This window comes from Listeria cornellensis FSL F6-0969 (assembly GCF_000525855.1).
Classification (GTDB): domain Bacteria; phylum Bacillota; class Bacilli; order Lactobacillales; family Listeriaceae; genus Listeria_A; species Listeria_A cornellensis.
The window spans coordinates 86,436-112,273 of sequence record NZ_AODE01000013.1 but is presented as its reverse complement, the minus strand read 5'-3'; the positions used below and the strand labels follow the sequence as shown (position 1 = coordinate 112,273).

The 25,838-nt window shown below is 42.7% G+C and carries 17 protein-coding genes, 6 pseudogenes and 1 riboswitch; of the genes and pseudogenes, 7 read left to right on the top strand and 16 right to left on the bottom strand.

Translation table 11 applies throughout. The features are described from left to right. Positions 1-201 precede the first annotated feature (201 nt). A complete protein-coding gene (trhA, locus tag PCORN_RS05740) occupies positions 202-831 on the top strand; it encodes a PAQR family membrane homeostasis protein TrhA (RefSeq protein ID WP_036078380.1) in 630 nt (209 codons plus the stop codon). A 35-nt stretch (positions 832-866) separates the two neighbouring features. On the opposite strand, the pseudogene PCORN_RS05735 reads toward trhA, so the two are convergent. Further along, positions 867-1,957: pseudogene (locus PCORN_RS05735) on the bottom strand (low temperature requirement protein A). A 156-nt stretch (positions 1,958-2,113) separates the two neighbouring features. Between PCORN_RS05735 and ccpN the strand changes: the two are divergent. The 4 genes and pseudogenes from ccpN to PCORN_RS05715 all read left to right on the top strand — a co-directional run bounded on the left by ccpN (position 2,114) and on the right by PCORN_RS05715 (position 8,279). Then, positions 2,114-2,731 carry a transcriptional regulator CcpN gene (gene ccpN / locus PCORN_RS05730; protein WP_149024269.1) on the top strand — a complete coding sequence of 206 codons (618 nt, stop codon included), beginning with the start codon at positions 2,114-2,116 and terminating at the stop codon, positions 2,729-2,731. A 13-nt stretch (positions 2,732-2,744) separates the two neighbouring features. Beyond that, positions 2,745-3,548 (top strand): pyruvate, water dikinase regulatory protein, encoded by an 804-nt coding sequence (locus tag PCORN_RS05725; protein ID WP_036078536.1) that lies wholly within the window; start codon positions 2,745-2,747, stop codon positions 3,546-3,548. A 25-nt stretch (positions 3,549-3,573) separates the two neighbouring features. Next, positions 3,574-6,211, top strand: a pseudogene (gene ppdK, locus PCORN_RS05720) (pyruvate, phosphate dikinase). A 698-nt stretch (positions 6,212-6,909) separates the two neighbouring features. Beyond that, positions 6,910-8,279: pseudogene (locus PCORN_RS05715) on the top strand (L-cystine transporter). 50 nt (positions 8,280-8,329) lie between these two features. Here PCORN_RS05715 and PCORN_RS05710 read toward each other — a convergent pair. From PCORN_RS05710 to mntR, 10 genes and pseudogenes are all read right to left on the bottom strand, one after another. Next, a complete protein-coding gene (locus PCORN_RS05710) occupies positions 8,330-9,199 on the bottom strand; it encodes an MFS transporter (RefSeq protein ID WP_277620166.1) in 870 nt (289 codons plus the stop codon). Then, positions 9,160-9,576 carry an MFS transporter gene (locus PCORN_RS20750; protein ID WP_051999279.1) on the bottom strand — a complete coding sequence of 139 codons (417 nt, stop codon included), beginning with the start codon at positions 9,574-9,576 and terminating at the stop codon, positions 9,160-9,162. Before PCORN_RS20750 ends, PCORN_RS05710 begins: the two co-directional genes overlap by 40 nt. A 139-nt stretch (positions 9,577-9,715) precedes the next feature. Beyond that, entirely contained in the window at positions 9,716-10,009 is a 294-nt protein-coding gene (locus PCORN_RS05705; protein ID WP_036078378.1) for a hypothetical protein, read from the bottom strand. A gap of 14 nt (positions 10,010-10,023) precedes the next feature. Further along, positions 10,024-10,509 (bottom strand): dihydrofolate reductase, encoded by a 486-nt coding sequence (locus PCORN_RS05700; protein ID WP_036078375.1) that lies wholly within the window; start codon positions 10,507-10,509, stop codon positions 10,024-10,026. Positions 10,510-10,520: 11 nt separating this feature from the next. Beyond that, positions 10,521-11,466, bottom strand: a pseudogene (locus tag PCORN_RS05695) (thymidylate synthase). A gap of 22 nt (positions 11,467-11,488) precedes the next feature. After that, positions 11,489-13,378: an ABC-F family ATP-binding cassette domain-containing protein gene (locus tag PCORN_RS05690; protein ID WP_036078373.1), complete on the bottom strand. Its 1,890-nt coding sequence runs from the start codon at positions 13,376-13,378 to the stop codon at positions 11,489-11,491. Positions 13,379-13,568: 190 nt separating this feature from the next. Further along, on the bottom strand, positions 13,569-13,892 hold the full coding sequence (locus PCORN_RS20115) for a hypothetical protein (protein WP_241433085.1): 324 nt from the start codon (positions 13,890-13,892) through the stop codon (positions 13,569-13,571). Positions 13,893-13,981: 89 nt separating this feature from the next. Then, positions 13,982-14,722 (bottom strand): AIPR family protein, encoded by a 741-nt coding sequence (locus tag PCORN_RS20110; RefSeq protein ID WP_241433084.1) that lies wholly within the window; start codon positions 14,720-14,722, stop codon positions 13,982-13,984. Between the two features lie 187 nt (positions 14,723-14,909). Beyond that, entirely contained in the window at positions 14,910-16,589 is a 1,680-nt protein-coding gene (locus PCORN_RS05680; protein WP_036078372.1) for a formate--tetrahydrofolate ligase, read from the bottom strand. Positions 16,590-16,876: 287 nt separating this feature from the next. Beyond that, positions 16,877-17,305 carry a transcriptional regulator MntR gene (mntR, locus tag PCORN_RS05675; protein WP_036078370.1) on the bottom strand — a complete coding sequence of 143 codons (429 nt, stop codon included), beginning with the start codon at positions 17,303-17,305 and terminating at the stop codon, positions 16,877-16,879. 259 nt (positions 17,306-17,564) lie between these two features. On the opposite strand from mntR, the gene PCORN_RS05670 reads away from it, so the two are divergent. Together PCORN_RS05670 and PCORN_RS05665 are read left to right on the top strand one after the other, a co-directional pair. After that, positions 17,565-17,771 (top strand): cold-shock protein, encoded by a 207-nt coding sequence (locus PCORN_RS05670; protein WP_036078368.1) that lies wholly within the window; start codon positions 17,565-17,567, stop codon positions 17,769-17,771. A gap of 65 nt (positions 17,772-17,836) precedes the next feature. Continuing rightward, a complete protein-coding gene (locus PCORN_RS05665; protein WP_077913801.1) occupies positions 17,837-18,235 on the top strand; it encodes a ribonuclease HI family protein in 399 nt (132 codons plus the stop codon). A 21-nt stretch (positions 18,236-18,256) separates the two neighbouring features. Here the strand turns inward: PCORN_RS05665 and PCORN_RS05660 are convergent, their stop codons facing one another. From PCORN_RS05660 to PCORN_RS05640, 5 genes and pseudogenes are all read right to left on the bottom strand, one after another. After that, entirely contained in the window at positions 18,257-20,764 is a 2,508-nt protein-coding gene (locus tag PCORN_RS05660) for an MSCRAMM family protein (protein ID WP_036078363.1), read from the bottom strand. 308 nt (positions 20,765-21,072) lie between these two features. Beyond that, positions 21,073-21,952 (bottom strand): annotated as a pseudogene (locus PCORN_RS05655) (5'-3' exonuclease). A 65-nt stretch (positions 21,953-22,017) separates the two neighbouring features. Continuing rightward, entirely contained in the window at positions 22,018-23,322 is a 1,305-nt protein-coding gene (locus PCORN_RS05650; protein WP_036078361.1) for a nucleobase:cation symporter-2 family protein, read from the bottom strand. Between the two features lie 4 nt (positions 23,323-23,326). Next, entirely contained in the window at positions 23,327-23,905 is a 579-nt protein-coding gene (locus PCORN_RS05645) for a xanthine phosphoribosyltransferase (protein ID WP_036078360.1), read from the bottom strand. Positions 23,906-24,023: 118 nt separating this feature from the next. Then, a riboswitch (purine riboswitch) is annotated at positions 24,024-24,125 on the bottom strand. 180 nt (positions 24,126-24,305) lie between these two features. Further along, positions 24,306-25,827, bottom strand: a pseudogene (locus PCORN_RS05640) (carboxypeptidase M32). Positions 25,828-25,838: the final 11 nt, after the last annotated feature.

The window sequence follows — 25,838 nt, the reverse complement described above, 5'->3', positions numbered from 1 at the left end:
CTATTATAGCAAGAAAATCATAATAGTACTATTCTAATAGCTAAATATCAGGCGGAAGTTGTACCTGAAACGATGATTTCGGCATTCTTTACATTATCTTAAACTTTCAAGGTCTTTTTTCACTTTCTATTTCCTCCAAAAAGGCGTATGATAAGAACAAGAATAGAAAATTTAATTTTTCAGAAAAGTTTGGTGATAAAAATGCACGAAGCGTACAATTGGAAAGAAGAAGTCGCTAATGCGGTCACACATGGCATTGGTTTTTTACTTAGTATTCCAGCTCTTGTGATGCTCATTGTTTTCGCAGTACAGCGGGATAACCCGATTTATTTAGTCAGTTTTTTAATTTATGGTATTTCATTGATGTTACTTTATTTCTGCTCGACGATGCTACACAGTTTCAAGCCAGGAAAAGCGAAACGCTTATTTAATATATTGGATCATGCCGCCATCTATGTTTTGATTGCCGGATCTTACACACCACTTGTTTTAATTACATTACGAGGCTCGCTAGGCTGGACTTTATTCGGTGTCATTTGGGGTCTCGCGGCAGCAGGAATCGTGTATAAATGCTTTTTGCTCGGAAAATGGCAACTTATCTCGACATTATTCTATCTCTTGATGGGTTGGCTCGTCATGATTGCTATTAAGCCACTCTACTTAACACTGGAGCCAGTCGGATTTTGGTTGCTTGTAAGTGGCGGCATTATGTTTACCGTCGGCGCCGTTTTTTACAGCATTCCAAAAGTTCCGTACATGCACGCGATTTGGCATTTATTCGTGATTGCAGGCACTGGTTTTATGTATTTCTGTGTTTTGTTTTACGTATAATTTTGAAAAGGCATCCTGCGAAAATGGATGCCTTTTTATTTGGACGTCATCATCCCAAAAACTAAGAAAAAGAAGCATAATAGCAACAATACGAACGCAGGAGAAAGCACCACAAACCAAACGAGCAGAAATAGGCCTACGAGCAAGCCGATAAACAAAGCTAGGTGTATCCATGCAAGCCGCTCTTCTGGAACCCGATACAAATGAAAAGTTCCCGAAAAAGAAAGAACATACACCAAAACCGAGCTAAACAGGAAGAAAACAACGAAATGGTAAGATACATCTGGCAAAACGAGCATTTTGATACCCGCAGCAGTCGTTGAAAGCGATAAAAACAGGAATAAGTGCCCATAAATAATCAGCTGCCCCGCGGTTTGCTGTTCTTTGTCCAATTTTTTCTCTAAGTTATCAAAATACTGCCACCAAATGAGCAACACCAAGACAATCGCGCAGGCTGCATAAAAGATTAGCCCGACATCCATCACTTCCGACGACAAGACAGAAATGATAGCCACAATGGATTCTCCTAACAAAATGATCGTAAACAAACCAAAGCGTTCCAATAAGTGCTCCGTGTGAATCGGGACTTGGCGTAATCGTTTCCGCCCTATCAACGGCACAAGAATATCCAACACGATTCCTACGTAAAGCACGATATAACGCCATTCTCCATCTAAAAATAGTGATATGGAAGATACTAAAATCCCAATCCAGAAATACTTACCTAGAAAAAGTGCCACGTTCCTGCGAGCCGCTTTTTCTTTTTTTTGCGGCAAAAAGATATTGAATCGCCGTAATCATTCTCAATCCGATATAACCAATGAAAAAAGTGATATACGTTTCATCAAAATGAATATTGAAACTAGAGATCATCAGCAAGACGAACATAATCTCTAATCCGATAAGCAATCGTTGCGGTAACAGGTCATTACCATAGCGATTTATAAATAATGTCTGCCCTGTCCAAGCCCACCATAATGGCACAAACATCAGAACAAACTTCCAAAAAACACTTGCATCAATCGTGCCATCCTTCATATACAGTAGAACATGCGTGACGGATGCGATTGCCCCAACAAATAATAAATCAAAAAAATAGCTCTAACCATGTTACTTTCTTCGGCACAAAAACCACCTCCCTTTTCTTTCGCTAATTATAACGAAGCTCTACGTCAGAAGCAAAAAAACAGAACTATTATTTTTAATTAGTATGACACATTAATCATTTGCATTCTATTATGTCATACTATATAATAAACAGCATATCCTATATAGAAATGAGGTGAGCGAAATAAAGCTCTCAGCACGACAACTTGCCATCATTGAATTTGTGAAAATAAACGAACCAGCAACAGGTGACCAAATCGCACGTTCCCTAGAGTTGACCCGTGCCACGATTCGCGCTGATTTGTCTATTTTGACCATGACTGGTATTTTAGACGCCCGTCCGAAAGTCGGTTATTTTTATTCGGGGCTCGATTTAAACCCTACTATCTATGAAGATATTCGCCATCTGAAGGTAAACGAAATTATGACGACACCCGTGTTTGTAACGAAAGAAACCTCGATTCACGATGCGATTGTCACGCTTTTTTTAGAGGACACTGGTAGTTTATACGTGATTGAGACAACAGATTTGATTGGCATTGTATCTCGCAAAGACTTACTAAAAGGCGCGCTTGCCGATACCGACAAAAAGGCGACACCCATTGCGACGATTATGACGCGGATGCCCAATATTTTAACCGTCACAAAAACAGATTCTGCCCTCTATGCTGCACAACAACTCGTGATTCATCAGATTGACTCCCTACCTGTTATGGACGACAAAAAGGCCATTGGGAAAGTTTCTAAAACACGATTGACGCAACTTTTCGTGGATACGTTCAAAAATGAATAAATCGGAGGTAAAAATGAAGTCTACTGTCATCATTTATGTTATTTCAGACGCCATCGGAGAAACCGCACAACATCTTATTCGAGCTTCAACTGCTCAGTTTACGTTAGAAGGTGGTGCTGATATTCGCCGCCACGCCTTTGTTCGCGACGAGGAAGCCTTGCTTGAAATTTTAGAAGAAGCAGAAAAAGCGGATGCGATTATCGTCCAAACATTGGTACAAAAGAAATTAGCTGCTATTTCCAGCGGCTACTGCGCGCAGCACAACATGACATGCATTGATCTTGTATCGAACCTGACTGCCGCTATTGAGCAAAAAACAGGGCAACGATCCAAGGAAGACCCCGGAAATATGCGTAGGCTCGATCAACATTATTTCGATCGAATCGCAGCGATTGAATTCGCTGTCAAATATGACGATTGCAAAGATCCGCGTGGTATATTGGAAGCCGACATCGTACTTATCGGCATTTCCCGTACAAGTAAAACACCACTCAGCAGCTATCTCGCCAATCAAAATTACAAAGTGGCCAATGTCCCGCTCGTCCCAGAGGTGCCGATTCCGGAAGAGCTCACTCAAATCCCAAGAAATCGTATTATCGCACTAACAAATAGTCCAGAAAAACTCTCCGCCATTCGCAAAGTTCGCCTAAAATCGATTGGTTTGGACGAAACGAGCAGTTACTCTAGTGAAAATCGAATTTTAGAAGAACTTGACTACGGTTATCGGATTTTTAAACAACTCGGATGTCGTATCATTCAAGTAGAAGACAAAGCTATCGAAGAAACCGCAGCCCTAATCATTGAGAAAGTGAAATAAAAATCTAATGTTAGAGGTGACTAATTTGAGAAAATTTGTGTATCATTTTAATGAAGGTTCGAAGGAAATGAAGTACTTATTAGGTGGAAAAGGTGCCAATTTAGCCGAAATGACGAATATCGGACTGCCCGTGCCGCCTGGCTTTACGATTACGACGGAGGCTTGTAAAGACTACAATGAGCACCATCAATACTTATCGGACGATATTTATGCTGAAATGATGACACATCTACACATTTTGGAAGAAGAAACTGGGAAGAAATTTGGCGATGCCACCAACCCCCTCCTCATCTCCGTACGTTCTGGTGCTCCTTTTTCCATGCCTGGGATGATGGATACGATTCTCAACCTGGGACTGAACGATCAATCGGTTCTTGGGCTCGTGCAAGCGACCAATGACGCGCGTTCTAGCTATGATTGTTACCGCCGTTTTATCCAGATGTTCGGCGATGTCGTTTTTCAAATTCCTAGTTACCGTTTTGAGCAAGCGCTTACCGACTTGAAAGAACAGAAAAAATATACGCTAGATACGGAGCTTTCCGCCGAGGATTTACAGGACTTGATTACGACTTATAAAGCCCTTTACGTCAGTGCTTCTGGTCGTGATTTCCCGCAAGATCCTTTCGACCAACTGCGCTTGTCAATTACTGCTGTTTTCGATTCTTGGGAAAACCCGCGAGCTGCGATTTACCGTCGCCTCCATCATATTGATAACCAACTTGGAACCGCTGTCAATATTCAATCGATGGTGTTTGGAAATACTGGAGATACGAGCGGAACAGGAATCGCTTTTACACGGAATCCTTCGACTGGCGAAAACCTCTTTTTCGGAGAATATTTGTTGAACGCGCAAGGCGAGGATGTCGTTGCTGGGATTAGGACGCCGGAGCCGATTTCGCATTTGGAAGATACGATGCCGGAAGTTTACAAACAGTTGCTCGATGTTGCCGCCCTGCTCGAGTTGCATTATTTGGATATGCAAGATATTGAATTCACGATTGAAAAAGGCGAACTATTTGTGTTGCAGACGCGAAATGGGAAGCGAACGGCGCAAGCTGCTATCAACATTGCGGTGGACCTCGTGCATGAAGGGAAATTGACAAAAGAGGAAGCCATTATGCGGATTGATACGGCTCAAATTGACCAGCTACTCCATCCTTCTTTTGATGAAGGCAGTTTGCGCGCTGCGACATCACTCGCGACCGGACTCCCTGCTTCGCCTGGTGCTGCGACAGGCCAAATTTATTTTAATGCAGAAGATGCCGTTGAAGCCGCTGAACGCGGTGAAAAAGTTGTGCTTGTGCGCAACGAAACATCGCCTGAGGATATTGAAGGCATGGCGAAAAGTGTCGCCATTCTAACGGCGCATGGTGGTATGACATCGCACGCGGCTGTTGTTGCGCGGGGCATGGGAAAATGTTGCGTTGCAGGATGTGATGCGATTGCGATTGATGAAACGAAAAAAGTGATGCAAAGTGCGACAGCTACGTTAACAGAAGGCGATTTCCTCTCACTTAACGGTTCGACTGGGAGTATTTATCTCGGTGAAATTCCGCTTGTCGAGACGAAGATTGGTGGTCATTTTGAAGAGTTAATGAGCTGGGTGAATGAGGCGAAGAGACTCGTTGTTCGTGTTAATGCGGATTCTCCAGAGGATTTGGAAGTCGGGTTGCATTTTTGGCGCGGAGGGTGTTGGTCTTTGCCGAACGGAGCACATGTTTTTCCAAGAAGACCGGATTCCGCACGTCCGCCAAATGATTATCGCGGAGACAAAGGAAGAACGAATGATTGCCCTCGCCCATTTGAAAGAGATGCAAAAAACTGATTTTGTAGGTATTTTCCGAGCTGCTAATGGAAAGCCTGTGAATATTCGCCTGCTTGATCCGCCGTTGCATGAATTTTTACCAAAAACTGACCGTGATATTGAAAAATTGGCGCGAGAAATTGGGAAACCAGCTGAGGAAATTAAACAGCGCGTCCATGATTTAGCGGAAACGAATCCAATGCTCGGGCATCGCGGTTGTCGTCTGGCTATCACGTTCCCAGAGATCTATATCATGCAAGCCGAAGCGATTATAGAAAGCGCCATTCAAATTCACGACGAAGGTATTGCCGTGTATCCTGAGATCATGGTGCCCCTTGTTTCTAGTAGAGAAGAAATCGCCATTATTAAGAACCAGCTGAAAGAAGCGATTCAAGCGATATTCCGAAAAGAACAGTTGGTACTACCATTTGATATTGGGACCATGATTGAAATTCCGCGCGCATGTGTTACAGCAGATGAGATTGCGGAAGAGGCACAATTTTTCAGTTTCGGAACAAATGACCTGACACAATTGACGTTTGGCTTTTCTAGAGATGATGCGAATAAATTCTTGTACGCGTATCAAGAGCAGAAAATTTTGCCGACAGATCCATTCCAATCGATTGATCAAAAAGGCGTCGGGGCACTGGTAACAACCGCTGTGCAAAGAGGCCGAATGACGAATCCAGCGCTTAAAATGGGCGTTTGTGGAGAGCATGGCGGCGATCCTGCATCAATTCAGTTTTTCCATCGGTTAGGATTGCAGTATGTTTCCTGCTCGCCATACCGGATTCCGATTGCACGAATTGCGGCGGCTCAGGCATCGATTTTGGAAGAACGGGAGAAAGTGAACGTATAGAAGATAAGCCCTTGAGTAGTGATGTGGAAATCGCTGCTCGGGGGTTTTTGTTTAGTGGATTTTGTACGCAACGTTAAGATTGACTACTACTCGAAAATTAAAACATTTTGGTTTTAGCTTGTCATCATGTTTAGCGTTGTTTACTTTTTTAGAACCCCAATATGCAGTGGAGTACAGTGAAACTGCCCTTCTTTTAGTCGATCCTCTCGAAATTTGTTGATACTCTTAGGAAGCGTATTTTGTTTCCTTAGAGTATCAATATGAGTGTAAGCAAAGCGAGCATTCGTCCCTTGTGCTCCAACAAATCTGGACGGCGAACTAATAATAATTTGGCAGTCATTCATAACCCAGCAATCTTATTCGCGGGAACGCTCCGTGCTTTGACTTATCATCGCTTTCAGATCCAGCTTTGTTGTGGTTCTTGGAAAGCGTCCTTTGTTTTTTTAGAACCTCAATATGCAGTTGAATACAATGAAACTGCCTTCCTATTCCCAACTCCTCGGAAATTTCGTGGCCTCCGAAAAATCCAAAAGAGGGATTTATCTGCGCCCCCTAACAATTTCTGTCGAGTCTAACGGGCCGTTTCAGCTTTTCATCCTTGACAAACTTCTTTTTTCCATGTAATCTAATACCAACAAATCTTATCGGAATTATACACTTTCATAATTTCTGGGGTTAACAAAGGGAGGACTTTTTACATGGATACAGCATTTTTAATTATTAATTTGGTCGTAGCCGCCATCATCATTTTCGTTTTCGGCTGGCTTGCGAAGCGTCATGTTTCCTTTTCAAAACGAGTACTATTAGCGCTTGGTATTGGTATTGTCGCAGGCTTTGTCTTGCAATTTATTTACGGCGCGGCATCTAGTGTCACCACGCAAACGACAGATTGGCTAGGAATCATCGGTGGTGGATATATCAAACTGCTACAAATGATCGCTATCCCGCTTATCTTTATTTCTATCGTCACTGCTTTTACACGACTTCAACTAAAAACCAATATCGCAAAAGTCGGTATTTGGATTATCGGCACACTAGTTATCACCGCAGCATCGCGGCTTTCGTCGGTATCGGAGCTGCCCTTTTATTCCATCTTGACGCGAGCAATATCTCACAAGGTGCAACGGAAGCAGCTCGTGCGACTGAACTTCAAGATAAATTTGCAGGAATTAGCGATCTATCGTTCCCACAAAAAATCGTGGAACTCTTACCTGCTAATCCATTCCTCGATTTCACTGGTGCACGTGCGACTTCCACTGTTGCTGTCGTTATTTTTGCAGCGTTTATCGGCGCCGCTTTCCTAGGTGTACAGCGCAAGCAACCTGAGGAAGCCGCTACTTTTGCAAAAGGTGTCGATGCGATTTATGCGATTATTCTTCGTATCGTGAAGCTGATTCTTCGCCTGACTCCTTATGGTGTTTTTGCGATTATGACAAGTACCGTTGCCTTAAGTGATACGTCGGCGATTTTAAAACTCGGGAATTTCGTTCTTGCCTCCTACGCAGCGCTCATCGCGATGTTCATTATTCATCTCGTAATCGTTGCTTTTACAGGAACAAGCCCAATGACTTATATTAAAAAATCACTACCAGTTCTGACATTCGCCTTCACTTCTAGAACAAGTGCTGGTGCGATTCCACTGAATATTGATACCCAGAAAAAATTAGGCGTTCCAGAAGGTATTGCCAATTTTGCGGCATCATTCGGCTTATCCATTGGTCAAAATGGCTGTGCTGGCATTTACCCGGCGATGCTTGCGATTATGATTGCTCCAGCGGCTGGTATTGATCCATTTTCGTGGAAATTCATTTTAACCGTCGTGCTTGTTGTTGCTATTAGTTCGTTTGGCGTTGCTGGTGTTGGGGGCGGTGCAACATTTGCCGCAATCATCGTACTCTCCACGCTGAACCTGCCAATCGCTCTTGCGGGTGTTTTGATTTCAATCGAGCCACTCATCGATATGGGCCGTACAGCGCTGAACGTGAGTGATAGTATGGTTGCCGGGCTTGTTACAAGTAAAGCTACCGGTGAACTAAAAGAAGAAGAACAAACATTGGCAGAAGCATAAAACAAAAATGGCGTTAAATCAAGGACCCAAACCTTGACTTAACGCCATTTTTATATTGTTTTCTTGGTTTTCAATGTCGGCACAATCAATCCTGCTAGCACGAGGCAAATCGCTAAATACGTAAAGGTTGTCGCATAAGAGCCTCCTGAGATATCCAATAATTTCCCGATGAAAATGGGTGATACAACGCCCGCAATCGAGCCTAGGCAGTTCACCACAGAAGATCCCGTCGCCATCTGATCCGTAGGTAAAATATCGATAACAATTCCCCAAAAGATACCTTGCGACAAAAATAGGAACCATGCAGTGACGCATTGCAGTAAGAGCGCTAACTCAATGGATGGCGCTTTAATAATGAAAAATAACGAAACCGCTGCTATCAATATGGCAATCGCAAAAATAAACCGGCGCTGGTCTTTAAATCGGTCTGACATTGCTCCACCAAGAAGCATAGCAACCGTTCCAACAAGATACGGTAGCGCATTATAAAACCCCGTCGCCTGTAAACTCAAGTTCCGTTCATTCATCAAATAAGACGGCAACCAAGAAGTGAATCCCCAAAAAGTAAGATCAAAGAAAAACCAAACGAGCCCCGCCTTCCAAACCAAACTATTTTTGAAAATCGTCGACATCTTCGCTTTTTGCTTTGTCACGTTCACAGTTGGCTCATCTTCCTCAAGCTCCTGCAACGCCTCTGCGCTCATTCGAGGGTTATCTTTCGGATTATCCCGCACCAATCGATAAAACAAGAACGCCACAACAAAACCCGGAATCGCTAGAAAAATAAATAAATGCCGCCAACCAAAAACACTAATAAAATAAGCCGCTAATACACTCGCAAAAGCCGGCCCTAGCGTGTTGACCGTCGATTGAATACTCGTCATGCGTCCACGAAGCCGTTTTGGATAATAAGTCGCAATCGCTTTATAAGAGGACCCTGGAAGTGGGGCCTCACCAAGTCCGAAGAAAAACCGAACCCCCTAAAAAATAAAGGATAGTAAAAAATAACCCCTGTCAACATCGTAAATAGTGACCAAAAACCAACCGCTATACTCGTCATTTTACGAAAGCCAAATCGATCCGCTAGCATCCCACCTGGAATCTGAAATAGCGCATATCCCATAAAAAAGGTACTAATAATTAACCCTTGATGCGTGGATGTTAACTCAAAATCTTCCGCTATGTAAGGTAAAGCTACCGTTATGACCATCCGATCTAAAAATGATAACAACCAACAAAACCATAATAATACCAATACCGTGCTACTAGCTCGCCATTTTGCATTCTTAAAAAACATTACACAAATCACCCACTTTTCAATTATAGAAACAATCTTATGTTTTCGATATATTCTTATAATTTAGCATAGGGCTAGATACTTGTAATTATTCGTTTTGGACAAGTTTTACAAATTCATTAGCCGAAATAAACAAGAGCTACGGATGAGCCCTTGTTATCACGACCATTATCAAAAATAAAACATACGCGACCGGAATCACGACTAGCCAGATGAAAAACAAACGTGAAGATAGCTCTTTGGCACGCCATATTCCAATCACGCCGACGACAAAACTCAATATCATATATTTAGTAAATGAGAATAGCGTCACAACAATACTCTCCGAAACGCCGCTTGCTCCTAACATTAGACCAGCACCGACAAATAATACGGCCACCAAAAAATAGCCTAATACGTGAAATCTAAATCGCATCTCTTTCATCGCATCCATTTGCTTAACCTCGATTACTCCCCTATTTTTTCATACCAACCGTACCAGAAGTCAAGATCATTTTTAACATCACGAACACCATCCACACGCCTCGTCAGCTTCCAATCAGACCACTGAATCGCCGGAAAACGTGTATCTCCACCACAATTGGCTTCCACATGCGTCACGATAAGAGCATCAGCATCTCCTAAAAACAGCCGATAAATTTCCGCACCGCCAGTAATAAACACGTTTTCTCCAGTTGCCAATTCCAATACCGCCTCTTTCGAATGCACCACTTTTGCATCAGGTAATGTATAGTTTGTATCACGCGTCAAAACGATGGTTTCCCGATTCGGCAATGCTTTTCCAATCGATTCATACGTTTTACGCCCCATCACAATCGTGTGCCCGTTCGTTTCCTTCTTAAAATGCTGCAAATCTGCAGGTAAACGCCACGGCATTGTATTATCCTTGCCAATGTAGCCATCCTTATCCTGCGCCCAAATAAACGTTAACATCGTCGTCCTCCTCACACTGAAATGGGTGCTTTAATCGCCGGATGTGGATCATAGCCCTCAAGCGTCACATCCGCCACATCAAAGGCAAAAATCGATGCCGGTTTATCCGATAAAACAAGTGTTGGCAACGCACGCGGTTCACGTGTCAACTGCTCCTTCACCTGCTCGATATGATTATTATAAAGATGAGCGTCTCCCATCGTATGCACAAACTCACCGACATCAAGACCCGTTTCTCGTGCAATCAAATGCGTCAAAAGCGCGTAAGAAGCAATATTGAACGGCACACCTAGGAAAATATCCGCGCTTCGTTGATACAACTGACAACTGAGTTTCCCATCCGCCACATAAAATTGAAACAGCGTATGACACGGTGGTAACGCCATGCTCGGTACGTCCTCCGGGTTCCAAGCCGACACAATTAGGCGTCGCGAATTCGGATTCGTCTTAATCATCGTAATCAAATCCGCCAACTGATCGATTGTTTCCCCAGTTGAAGTCCGCCATTCCCGCCACTGTTTCCCGTAAATATTGCCAAGCTCGCCGTACTGCGCCGCAAAAGCATCATCCGCCAAGATCCGCGCCTTAAAGCTCGCCATCTCTTCCAAATAAACCGCCTGAAACACCGCATCAGATTCCGCACGCAAACCAAAATCCGTCATGTCCGGCCCAGCATAATCCGCACTCTTCACCCAACGCTCAAATGCCCATTCATTCCAAATATTATTATTATGCTCCAAAAGATAGCGAATATTCGTATCCCCATGCAAAAACCACAGCAGTTCACTGACCACCAATTTAAAAGGAACACGCTTCGTCGTCATGATTGGGAAACCTTCCGCCAAATCATAGCGCATTTGGTAACCGAACGTACTAATCGTCCCAGTCCCCGTCCGGTCCCCCTTTTTGCGTGCCGTTCTCCAACACAAATTTCTCCAACTCCAAATATTGCTTCATTCATCATGCCCCCACTTCTCACTTAATCAGCAAACTGCGATAAATATTCCCAGCGCTCCATCAAACGTTCCAACTCTGTTTCCGCCTCTAAAAGTGCGCTATTGAGCTCGTTCGCCTTCGTGAAGTCCGCACCCACCGTTTCCAAATCAGCGTTAATCGTCGTGATTTTAGCCTCTTGCGCCTCAATCAAACCTTCAATTTCCGTCCACTCACGCTTCTCTTCAAACGTATGCTTGACCTTCTCTTTCGGCTTCTCCTCCACGACAACTTCCTTCTCGGGCTCCATCGCAAACATTTTCGATTTTCCTTTACGCGACTCATAATCCGTCAAGAAATCACTATATTCACCCAAATATGTCTCAATTTGCCCAATTCCCGTGAATACCAACAACTTACGAGCAATCTTATCCAAGAAGTATCGATCATGGCTGACCGTAATAACCGTTCCATTAAACGTCTCCAAATAATCCTCTAAAACCGTGAGCGTCTGCGTATCCAAGTCATTCGTCGGCTCATCCAGCAAGAGTACATTTGGACGCTCCATCAAAATTTTTAACAAGAACAGGCGACGCTTCTCGCCTCCCGACAAACTACCAATTTTCTTACCATGCGTAATTGGCGGAAATAGGAATCGCTCCAACATATTAGAAACCGATACAACTTCCCCATCCGATGTTTTCACGACTTCACTCGCTTCTTGCAAATAAGCAATCATCCGCTGATCCGGGTCCATTTCTTCATTTTGCTGCGTATAATAACCGATTCGAACCGTCTGCCCCGTCGAAATTTCACCAGCATCAGGCGTCACACGACCAGCCAACATATTGAGCAAGGTTGATTTTCCAGTCCCGTTATTTCCTGTAATCCCGATGCGCTCACCGGGCTGAATAATTAAACTAAAGTCCTGCAAAACGTGTTTCTCCGCAAAACGCTTATCCACATTTTCGAGCGTAAATACTTGCTTACCAAGCCGCGACGTCGCAAAATCAAGCTGTAATTCCGTATCGTCCGTCTTCGATTTCACTTTCCCCTCTAAATCAGAGAAGCGATCTTGACGCGCCTTTTGTTTCGTAGAACGCGCCTTCGCACCACGACGCATCCAAGCAAGCTCCTTGCGATACAAGTTGCGATTTTTCTCCCCTTCACGCATCTCATTTTCCATCCGAATCGCTTTGGACTCCATGAATTTCTCGTAGTTCCCAACATAGCGATACGCCGTGCCACGATCAATTTCCAACATGTGATTCGTCACGCGATCCAAGAAATACCGATCATGCGTCACAAGTAAAACCGCACCACGAAACCGATTCAAATAATCCTCCAAAAACCGAATTGATGTAAAATCAAGATGGTTGGTAGGCTCATCCAAAATCAGCAAATCAGGCGTTTCAATCATCACTTTCGCAAGGCCCACACGCTTTCTCTGCCCACCAGATAATGAGCCAACTTTTGCCGTTAAATCCGTAATCCCTAAGCGATCTAAAATTGTTTTCGCATCCGTGTTCACATCCCATGCATTCGTCGCATCCATCGCATGCTGCGCCTCAGTGAAACGATCATGAAGTTTCGTATCATCCGGATCAATCGCCATCTCAAGCAATACCTGCTCATACTTCCTAACCGCTTGAAGCGCCCGCGTCTCCCCTTGAAAAACTTCCTCCAGCACCGTATGCTCGTCCATCAAAACCGGATCTTGCGCCAAGAAACCAATCGTGTAGTCCTTCGCCTTCGTAATCGCGCCCTTATCTCCTTCTTCCATTCCAGCGATAATCGAAAGCAGCGTCGATTTCCCAGTCCCATTCACACCGATAACCCCGATACGCTCCCCTTCCGTAATTGCAAATGTCACATCTTCAAAAAGGCTTTTCTCGCCGTATGTCTTCGTCAAATTTTCTACTTTTAATTGTTTCATTACTTCCCATCCATTCTGTATCCGTCTCTTCTATTTTAACGAAGTTTCGGCAACTAAGCAAACTTAGATTTCTCTAAACTCAATGTACACACAAATAAAACCATAGACTCAGTAAATCAATACTTTATCCATGGTTTTTTCGCATAATTTACCTGTCTATTCCCTTAAAATTCACAATCATCATAACTTTTTATTTCGATAAGCGCACTGTCATATAAGCTAAATCCCAAATATTAGAATCCTTGCCCACCGCATTTGGGTTATCTCCTATCGATAAAGCAAAATTCATTATTTTTTTCACTATATCCTTTTTATATTTTTTCCACACACCAAAAGGATCTTTTTTCCATTTATAAATTTTATTATCTTCGTCCAATTCTATTAGCGATCTAAAAGCTGAAACTATTGGATACATCAGCCCCTCAGGAACCTTGTATATTAAATCATGTTGCCCGAATTTAGACTTACCAATGACTTTTCCGTCTTTAAATCCAGAGTATTTTTTTTCTTCCATATCTACCCCCAGTATCTATATACGCATTCGCAAATTCTCTCTCTACGCGATCATATAAATTAAACAAGTCGGGCATGATATTAATAAATTTACGATATTCTTCTGGGTTCTCTAGGTACATGTTCAACATTTTCCCCCTTAGATGAGTAGGCCTGTACTGGCTGCTTTTGATCTGAAAATTTTTCAATATTAAACATATTAATAATTGCTACGATTTCTCTTGCATCAATCATTTTTAGTTTTTTTCCATTATTAATGTCTTCTGTTACTTGGTTTTGCTTAAATGCAATCCTATTATAAAAAGGCATCTCCTGAATACCCTCTTTTATTGGATCAAATTTATTGGCTAATTCCGCCATTGATTTTTCATCAACTTGAACTGAAGTATTTCTAGCTTCAGCCAACTTTTCAATAATATCTTCTACCCCAGTCATTACCTCAAACTGAACATATTGTTGCAATTTTTCGCCTATATGTTCACAGACAATCCGATATGTATGTCCTCCATCAATATTCCCATGTAAATCGTCATCATCAAAATAGATAGTGACAAGCTTACTCTGCGTATCATAGTCCACTTTACCTGCCGATAAAACTATACCTCTATTTTTCAAATGAAAATAGCCATCATTACTATCCAATGAATCTTCAATTGCTTTTGCTACATTTGATGTAAGCTTCTGATCTCTGGGATTCGTTGTCATAGGTATTCCCTCGGATACATCGTCAACTTGAACGTAGAACAAATACTTAGCTGCTTTTTTGTTTAGCAATGGATCATTTAATTCCCTAAAAGAATTTTCTGATACTTTCATTTTGATTTCCAACATATAGATCATCCTCCAAATTGATTGTCTGTTAATTAACTTTAACTAATTCAATAAAAAATAACCATATTACGCATTCCAATATTATCATTCCATTCACCACTTGTCAATCTAAGGAATATTTTAAGAATTACCAACAAAAAAGCTGGGAAATCCGCGTTCAGATTCCCAGCCATTCTCCACTATAAAATTAGAACAATCCCATCGCATTTCCTTTTTCATCGACGTCCATATTCAGCGCCGCCGGTTTCTTCGGAAGTCCTGGCATCGTCATCACGTCACCCGTCAAAGCAACGACAAATCCAGCACCGAGTTTTGGAATGAACTCACGAATATGAATCACGAAATCCGTTGGCCGACCAAGCATTGTCGGATCATCCGTCAAAGAATACTGCGTTTTCGCCATACAAATCGGATAGCGATCCCAACCATATTTTTTGAATTCCACGATTTGCTTTTGTGCCTTGCTCGAAAGTTCCACGCCTCGACCACCGTACACTTTTGTAACAATCGCATTCAATTTCTCTTCCATTGAATCCGCGTCGTCATACATACGCGTATAGTTCGCTTTGCCACTTTCCACCGCTTCGATAACTTTATCCGCAAGTTCAGCGCCACCAGCACCGCCCTTTTCCCAAACTTCTGTCAAGGAGAACGGGATATCGTATTCTTTACAAAGCGCTTCTAGTTGAGCCACTTCCGCATCCGTATCCGTGATAAATTTATTAATCGCGATAACGTAAGGAAGTCCAAATTGCGTCACCGTATCCACATGTTTTTGCAAGTTCGCAAAGCCTTTAATCAGCGCCTTCACATTTTCCGCACCAAGTTCGGTTTTCGCAACACCGCCATGCATTTTAAGCGCACGAATTGTCGCTACAATCACGACACAATCCGGAGCTTTATCAAGTGCAGGTACCTTGATATCCAAGAATTTCTCCGCACCAAGATCCGCACCAAAACCAGCTTCCGTCACGACATAATCCGCCAACTTAAGCGCTGTTTTTGTCGCCGAAATACTATTACAACCATGCGCAATATTCGCAAAAGGCCCGCCATGCACAATCGCCGGCGTATGCTCGAGCGTCTGCACTAAGTTCGGTTTTAGCGCCTCTTTTAATAATAACGTCAGCGCACCTTCATAACCCATTTCGCCAACCGTCACAGGCTCACGATCATAATTATAACCAATCACGATTTCACTCAAGCGACGTTTCAAGTCCTTCAAATCACTCGCCAAGCAAATAATCGCCATAATTTCAGATGCTACCGTAATATCAAAACCATCTTCGCGCGGCACACCTTGAATCGGTCCGCCAAGCCCCACAATGACTTTACGCAACGCCCGATCATTCAAGTCAACCACACGTTTCCAAACGATGCGACGTTGATCAATACGAAGCTCATTACCTTGTTGCATATGATTATCGATAAACGCCGACAACGCATTGTTCGCCGCCGTTATCGCATGAAAATCACCAGTAAAATGAAGATTTATATCCTCCATCGGAATAACTTGCGCATAACCGCCACCCGTTGCGCCACCTTTAATACCCATTGTTGGGCCAAGCGATGGTTCACGAAGCGCAATCATCGTTTTTTTCTTTTTCGCGAGAGCGTCTCCTAGTCCAACCGTTACCGTCGATTTACCTTCGCCAGCAGGTGTTGGATTGATTGCCGTCACCAGTACCAATTTGCCATCCTCTTTGTTCACAAGCGAGTGAATCGTGTCATAGCTCAATTTCGCCTTATACTTACCGAACAACTCCAATTCCTCTACACTTAATCCAATTGCCTCTGCAATCTCTGTGATTGGTTTGATTTCTGCTACGGATGCGATTTCAATGTCAGACTTTACTTTGTTTGCCATTTAAATTCCCCTCTCAATATGTAACTATTAAAAAATCCCTGAAAATGCCTGTGCGCACCGACAAACGCTCATCTCCGTCGTTAAAATCTGCGCGCTGGTGCTCATATACACAAGTATACTCCGCTCCAGTGCTCGACTTTGCCTAGGGTCTAAGCATTTGTCAGCACGCAATGTAACGGCTTTCTTTTTGTTGCACCGGAAATAAACCGGCTTAGTACTAGTCCCTGAGCCCTCCACAAAAATTGCGCGTAAAAGCCATTAGCACTGACAGGAAATCTTTTCAAAAATTAATCTTCTGGATATCGCGACACATGTTGCATTCCTTGAAGTTTAGCAAGGGCATCTGGGTTCTCTTCAAAAAACTGGACGACATCACCAATTCGGTTAATCGAGTTCCAGCTCAAATGATGCTCAATTCCTTCCACATCTTCATAAATGCGTGCCTCTTCCACACCAATAATACCAAGAAAATTCTCAAGCAACGCGTGCCGTTCCAGCAACCGTTTCCCAATCGTTTTCCCCTTTGGCGTTAAAATTAAGCCACGATATTTCTCATACACCAGATATTCATCCTTATCTAGTTTCTGAACCATTTTTGTAACAGAAGACGGGTGCACTAAAAGCTCCTCCGCAATATCTGATACTCGAGCATAACCTTTGGATTCAATCAATGAATAGATTTTCTCGATATAGTCTTCCATGCTTGGTGTTGGCATTTTCCTTTTCCTCCAACCTTGATTTCTTTCACCTCTCCATTCTAACATACCCTGCCAGAATTCGCCTCTCCAAAGGGTTCATTTTTACGAAAAAAAGCGAATTGATGTAAACGCTTCAGAAACAACTTGACGTAGCCACAGCCACCGGTTTATTATTAACATATCATACTCGCTTGTCTCCACGCCCTGCCGTATGAAAAAAGGTCTACTCTAGTTTCTCTTACTAGCCATTTGACCAAACATAGGAGGAATTCATTCGATGCAAAATGGAAAAGTAAAATGGTTCAGCAATGAAAAAGGTTATGGTTTTCTAGAGATCGAAAACGGCGAGGACATCTTTATTCACTTCACTGCTATTCAAGGAGACGGCTACAAATCACTCGATGAAGGGCAAAGCGTCACCTTCAAAATCGTGGAAGGCAATCGCGGCCCACAAGCAACCAATGTCCAAAAAAAATTAAGTTAGCATGAAAAATACTGGGCGCTAGCTTTTGCTAGCGCCCAGTATTTCTAACATAAGGAGGTTTTATTTTGGAAATTTACGTAGATGGTGCCAGCGCTGGTAATCCTGGTCCAAGTGGTATTGGTATCGTGATTACCGCGGATGGCATCCATGAACAAATAAGCATTCCGCTCGGTATTTTGAGCAATCATGAGGCAGAATTTATCGCTATCAAAACTGCACTCACAAAAGCTATTCCTTACAACCCAACTTTCATTCGCCTCTACTCCGATTCAAAAGTTGCAATCGAAGCTATTGAAAAACGCTATACAAAAAATCCACTATTTCAACCGCATTTAGATACGATTCTTCCTTTGATAGAATCCATCGACCTCTTCTTTATCCAATGGATTCCTAGCGCCTCTAATAAGAAAGCCGATGATTTGGCCCGTCAAGCTATCCAGAAGAGTAAGAAGCAGTCGCTCTAATCTATTTCCCTATGAATCAAATTATTTACTGCTCTTGCGGAATGCAAACAAACAAAGTACTAATCCAGAAAGAACGATAGCGATATCACCTTTTGTCGTATCGCCAGTACCCGGTAGTTTTTCTGGTGAAGTCGCGGGTGGAGCTGGTTTATCCGTCACACCGATTACTTTTGATGGTTGCTCATTATTTTGGGGTGGTTCTGGTGTATTCTCTGGCTGCTTCGGTGGATTTCCTCCGTTATTTGGCGGTGTCACCGGTGTAATTACTGGCGGATCAACTGGCGGCACAATGATTTGTTTCGCTTTCTTTTGATTCAGTTTCTCGACTTCCACACTATCTGTATTCGCAAACACGATTTGGAACGCAACAGGCTCTACATTTAGCTCATAGCCTTCCGGAGCTGACGTTTCGATGAATTGATAGTCCCCTGGTAGCAAATTGGACACCACGATTTGTCCAAATGCATCCGTTTTGAGGGCCGTTTGAATAACAAGTCCATCTGCTCGCTTCAGAGTAAAAGTCGCCCCCTCTAATACATCCTTTGTTTCCTTATCTCGTTTTGTCAGAACAACCGATCCAGTCATCGCCTTGTTTGGCACAGACACAGTAACTTCCTGACTCTCAGTGTTTGAAAAAGTTATTTCTTTTGTCTCGTTAGAAAGTAGGTATCCAGCTGGTGCCGCCGTTTCAGTCAACGTGTACGTGCCTGAAATTAAATCCGCAAAAACCAGATTCCCGTCCTGATCAGTTGTCCCAGTTAACATCACACTCGGATCCTCTTTTGAGACCAATTGGAATGCAGCCCCTGAAAGTTTTGCCCCAGTTTCCTCGTCTACTTTTTGAACGATCAGTTTTCCTCGTATCAACTTCTCATTTTTAGCCCATAAGGCAATCGTTTGGTAAGAACTCTCTGTCACCGTGAATAGAATAGGCGTTGCATCCAGCTTATAACCGTCTGGCGCTTGCGTCTCTACTAATTGATAATCCCCTGGCGCCAATCCGTGCAAGGCTAACTTTCCAGACGCATTCGTTGCCCCTGTATAGACACTTTTCCCTGCACTATCTAAAAGTTTAAACTCCGCACCTGATAAAAACGTCGTCGTATCATCCTTATCAACCTTATTCAGCACAACTTCCCCGCTAATTTTTTTCGTTTGAACAACATTAGAATCATAATACTCGCCGCGTAGCACAATCGAAGCGTTATTTGGTACCGTGTCTCCCACAGCTAAGTTACTTGGATCTACGTTAAAAACAAGCGTCCTACCCTCACCAATTGGAATATCTTTGTTCACCGTAATCGTCAATTCATTATTTTTTTCCTGGATATCAAACGTACCGTCTGCACCATCCACCAACTTTTTGTACGTAAGTCGGTTATCTAACTTATCGACAAACGTCTGGCCAGCCTTGATTGTTCCAGTAATCGCATTTAAAGTCAGTGAATACTCTAGATTCTTGTCGTTCACCGTCACGATTTTCTTGTCGACCGCTTTTTTCAATACTTTGTTAAAATTTGCATCGCCGTCAATGCGCAATGTGCTACTACTTGATTTCGTAAATTCATCACTCGTCATTGTCGCTGTATTCAAGTACGTATCATAAATATGTGTCACACTCACTTTATACTCGATAAGAAACATATCGTCTTTCGCGATGTGATCAAAATGTACGTTTAAAGTTTGCGATGTCGCATCAAAATGAATATCATTTGCATATTTTGATGTCACATATGTCCGATTTCCGTTCGAATCATATTTAATGATACGAATCCCATCCACCGTAGATTTATCTGTCGCATCAACACCTGACGTCAGCGCAGGATTAGGATCGACTTGAAGCCCCTCTGGCATAGTGTCTGTAATAGTGACATTATTTAGTTCTACATTTTTATAAATATTGAGCGCCAATTGGAATACATTATATTGCGATTCCACAGGGTCAAGAAGGCTTATCCCATCTTTATCAACGCTTGAATGCCACCATTTTTCAAAAAGCGTTGGCGTCCCAATCTGTTGCGGCTGTATTTGTAACGTTTGAACGACCTCTTGCCCAGCATATGATGCTTTAAAAATTTGATCAGGAGAAACCGTCGTATCGGCGCGCATTAACACTGCCTGAAAAGATATCGAAAACGAAGCGGACCAAGCCTTGCCGACATTGAAACTAGCATCGGGTTTCACATAAATCAGAATATGCGCCGGATCTGTTGTTTTATCCGTATGGTCATAGGTAAAGGCATCACTATTTAATTCCGTCAAATTTCCAGCTGAGTAAATCTCTTTTGGAATACTGACTTCAATCAGACCATTTTCATCTACAATAGCGTCTGCCGAGGCATCCAGCGTAAAATTCATCGTTACTTTTCCTGAACTCACAATTGGATTATCATGTACTTGCATACTCAATTTAAATTTCCCATTATTAGCGCCAACCTTCGTTACAGAAGTATCTGCCTTTGGTGTCGCACCCAATAAAACGCTACTTGCAATTAATATAATCACCATAACATATATAAATTTTTTCATCTCGCATCTCCTTTTAAGGTATTATATATTATTTAGAAAGAAAATTGTAACAATGTTTTGTCCTGCTGTAAGAGAATCACCCCTTCTAGAAATTATCTTCTCATTTCATTGATGTCCTTAATTCCTCCTTCTGCATCTAGCCAGTTTCGCTATTTAGTTTATCATACAGAAATCCATTTTCCTAGTCCGTTTTTTTTACGTTTTGCTACAAAAAAATGTTACTATTTATTTCATTACGAGACACTTTGATTTTATGCTAGATTTACTACAAAAAAAAACCTCGCATTTCTGCAAGGCTACCTCATTTTTTATAACATAATATCTCGTCTTAAGGATTTCAAACCGTACTGCTCCACAACATCGATTGCTTCTGGCAATAACCCCCGATACACGCACTGTGCAATATCAAATTCCAATGGCACACTCGTATGAATCTCGGCCAACTGTCTAGATAAGCGTAGCATCTCCAAGTCTTCTTTCAATTTCGTCTGCTGCCCAGGTTTTAATTCATCCACATGCGAAAGAATGCCGTCAATCGTCTCATACTGCTGAATTAATTTTAGAGCTGTTTTTTCACCTATGCCACGAACACCTGGATAACCATCACTCGTATCACCCATCAGTGCCTTCACGTCAATAAACTGTGTCGGGGTAATGCCCCACTCTTCGACAAAAGCCGCCTCATTATACTGCTTATAATTCCCGTATCCTTTTTGCAAAATCCACACATCATTCGTCGGCGCGATAAGTTGTAACAAATCCTTGTCTCCGCTCAAAACGGTCGTATCGATACCCGTTCCTGCCATTTTCACCGTCACCGTACCAATACAATCATCCGCCTCAAAACCAGGCACTCCAACATTAATAAAGCCAAAAGAAGCCGCGACTTCCTTCACCAAATCAAATTGTGGTATCAACTCTTCTGGTGGCGCTTTACGCTCCGCCTTATACCCACTGTACAGCTCATTACGAAACGTCTGCGAACCCATATCCCAGCAAATAAGGGTGTGCGTTGGGTTATTTTGATCAATCGCTGCAAAAAGATGCTTCATAAACCCTTGCACACCATTCGTTGGTACCCCGTGTTGATTAACCATGAATTGCTTCGAAACCGCCGTCGCAAAAAAAAGCACGAAATAATAAAGCCATGCCATCCACGACTAATAAATTATCTTTTTGATTCGTCATTTTCGTTCCTCCTAGATTTCTATGTAAGTCCTTATTATACCATAGAAATCGCCGGCAAACGACTGCTAAAAATCGATGCGCGCAGGCTCCACCACTTCTTTTTCCTTACGATGCGGAATGATGTTAAAAATAATATTCAAAACAATCGCCGTGATACTTCCAGCCACAATCCCATTGCTCGTAAACAATTGAATGAAATCCGGTAATACTTTGAAAAGATCCGGAACAACTGTCACACCAAGCCCTACACCAACAGAACATGCGATAATCAACAAGTTCTCCTGTGACGCAAAGTTAACCTTACCGAGCATCTTAATGCCTTGAGCGACAACCATACCAAACATCGCAACCATCGCCCCACCAAGTACTGGCGTTGGAATAATCGTCGTGACCGCACCCACTTTTGGCAATAAGCCTAACACAATTAAAATCCCCGCCGTCACGTAGATTACTTTTCGCGTTTTAATACCAGATAACTGCACTAACCCAACATTTTGCGAATAAGCCGTGTAAGGAAATGTATTAAAAACACCGCCTAAAATAATCGCTAAACCCTCTGCCCGATACCCCTTTGTCAAATCCGACTTTTCGAGTTTTCGCTTCGTAATATCAGAAAGTGCAAAGTAAACCCCCGTCGATTCCACCATACTCACTAATGCAATCAAAATCATCGTCAAAATCGCCGCCCAGTTAAACGTTGGCATCCCAAAGTAAAACGGCGTAGGCATATGAAACATGGGTGCATCGACCACTGGTTGCACCGAAATACCACGATAAATTGCCGCAAATATCGAACCAGCAACGAGTCCAATCAACACCGCAATCGCCTTACTGAATCCACGACCGAAGCGGTACACTAAAATAATAACGAATAACGTCCCAAAACCGAGCCCCAGATTATAAAGCGATCCAAAATCCGCAGCACTTTGTCCACCGGCTAGATTATTAATCGCCACTGGAATCAACGTTAAACCAATAATCGTGACAACCGAGCCCGTCACAACAGGTGGAAAAAACCGCACAACCATCGAGAAAAACGGGGCAATCAGAACGACAAAAATCCCCGAAACAATAATCGAGCCGTAAATCGCGCCAATCCCGTACTGCTCACCAATCAAAATAATCGGTGCAATCGCCTGAACTGCACATCCCAACACAACCGGCAGTCCTATTCCAAAAAAGCGGTTCATCGTCAACTGCAGTAAAGTCGCAATCCCGCACATAAAAATATCAATCGAAACCAGATAAGTCATCTGAGCACTCGTAAATCCAAGCGCCCCACCAATCAAAAGCGGGACAATAACTGCCCCCGCGTACATCGCCAATACGTGTTGAAAACCAAGTGCCGCAATTCTCCCTTTTCCTAGCATCGCGTTACTCCCCCTCCACAAAACGAATTTGCTCATTTTCTAAAGAGGTAATCCGCGCTAACGAATAAATCGGATAACCCGTTTTTTCAAGTAGCACTCGACCTTGCTGGAACGATTTTTCAATCACAATACCAATCCCAACAACTTCCGCTTCCGCCTGTTCCGCCACTTCTAACAAGCCCAAAATCGCTTGTCCATTCGCCAAGAAATCGTCAATCAGTAGAATTTTATCCCCTTTACCTAAGAAATTCTTCGATACCGAAATATCGTTCGTCTCTTGTTTTGTGAAGGAATAAACACTACTTGTATATAAATTTTCCGTTAACGTCAATGATTTTTTCTTTCTTGCAAAAACAACGGGAACACCTAGCTCAAGTCCTGCGAAAACAGCCGGTGCGATACCCGAAGACTCAATCGTCACTATTTTTGTAATGCCAAGATTTCGAAACCGATCGGCGAATTCTTTTCCGACAGCCTGCATGAGAATCGGATCAATTTGATGATTCAAGAAAGAATCTACTTTCAATACGTTGCCAGGTAACACAGTACCTCGATTTTTGATGTGTTCTTCTAATAATTTCACAGCTTGATGACCCCTCTCTGATTTAAAGAGCGTGGAAAACGAAAAAAAAAACGCCCACCACTCATACTAATAATGAGAAGTAGACGTAAAAAGGCAGCACCATTCGCCACCTTCCTTATAAAACGTTACTCTCACTCATAGTCCAGTCATTTACGGTAACTAGGTAGAAACTTGCTGTCCATATTACAGCTTTTATATAAGTGAATTCAGTTTGGTGTATAACCCAGTAAATTGGCGATAAGCGCTCCATTTATTTAAAGCATAATCTTCGTCCTACAAAAAAAGAAGGAGTAGTGCTTCGTGTCATACTTAGAGTCATATCCCATTTTCATAAAGTTATTCCATTATTATAGCTTTCAAACTATGGCGGGTCAACCTTATTTTTAGATAAAAACGCTTTTCACGCCTCATTTAATTTGTAAATAAAGTCATAGCGGTCATTTAGAAGCTGAATCAAGTAATCCGGATTTAAACCCTCACCCGTCGTATCCTTCAAAATTTCCAGCGGTTTTTTCAGCATACCGTATTGATGCACATGCTCCGTCAGCCATTCACGAATTGGAGAGTAATCATCGCTTGCCAGAATTTCCGACACATTCGGAACTGCCTTAGAAAGTGCCTCAAACAACTGCGCCGCATACATATAACCGAGCGCATACGACGGGAAATACCCGAAATCGCCACCAGACCAATGAATATCCTGCAAAATGCCATCCGCATCCGTTTCTGGACGAACACCTAAATACGCTTCATACTTATCATTCCACACATCACGCAACTCATCCACACCAATTTCGCCGTTCATAATCGCTTTTTCAAGCTCATAACGAATCATAATATGCAGCGGATACGTCAATGTGTCCGCCTCAATCCGAATCAACGAACTCTCCGAAAGATTCACCGCACGATAAAATTCCTCCACCGATACATCATCAAACGCAGGCGCCGTAATCTCTTGAAAATCCTTATAATTACTCTGCCAAAATTCAAAACTCGACCCTAAGATAATTTCATAAAATAGTGATTGGGACTCGTGAATCCCCATTGAAGCACCATTCGCAAGCGGCGTTCCAACCAGTTTCGGACTAATATTCTGCTCATAAATCGCGTGTCCGCCTTCATGAATAATACCAAATACCGCCATTTTAAAATTCGCTTCATCATAACGCGTCGTAATCCGCACATCCCCAATATTGAGTCCCGTCGCAAACGGATGAACCGTATCATCCAATCGTCCAGCCTCAAAATCAAAGCCCATTTTCGTTAAAATACGTTCGCTAAACTCTTTTTGTTTCGCTTTCGACACATTCTTATGCAGTAACGTCCCATCTGGCTGGTAACTCGCGGCTTCGACTTTTTCGCGCAACATCAAAATCGCTTCTCGCAGTTTCGCGAAAACATCATCCAATACCGCCACCGTCATGCCTGGCTCATATTGATCAAGCAAGGTATCATAAGGATTGTCTTGATAGCCCCAATATTCCACAAATTTACGCTTACTCGCGATGATTTTCTCCAGATAAGGCTTAAATAAATCATAGTCATTGTTGGCACGTGCCGTTGTCCAAGTCGTTTCTGCCTGCGCCACCAATTTCGTATACGCCTCATATTCGTTCGCCGGAATTTTTTTTATTCAAATCATATTCCTTTTTACATTCTTCCAAAGAACGGCGCGTCACATCAGACAAATGCCCTTTTTCCACCCAAAGGCCCGCAATAAAAGCCGCCATTTCCTCAGAAACCTTCATTTTGAAAATTTCACCACTCAGCGTGCCAATAACTTCTGATCGCTGCGTCGCTCCTTTTTCCGGTGCACCAGTCCGCAGATCCCAATAAACTAAGCTAAGCGCCTCTTCAAACGCACTAATTTTTTTCACATAATCCAAAAATTCCTGTTCCAGCCCTTGTAAACTCTCCGACATCCTGATTCCCC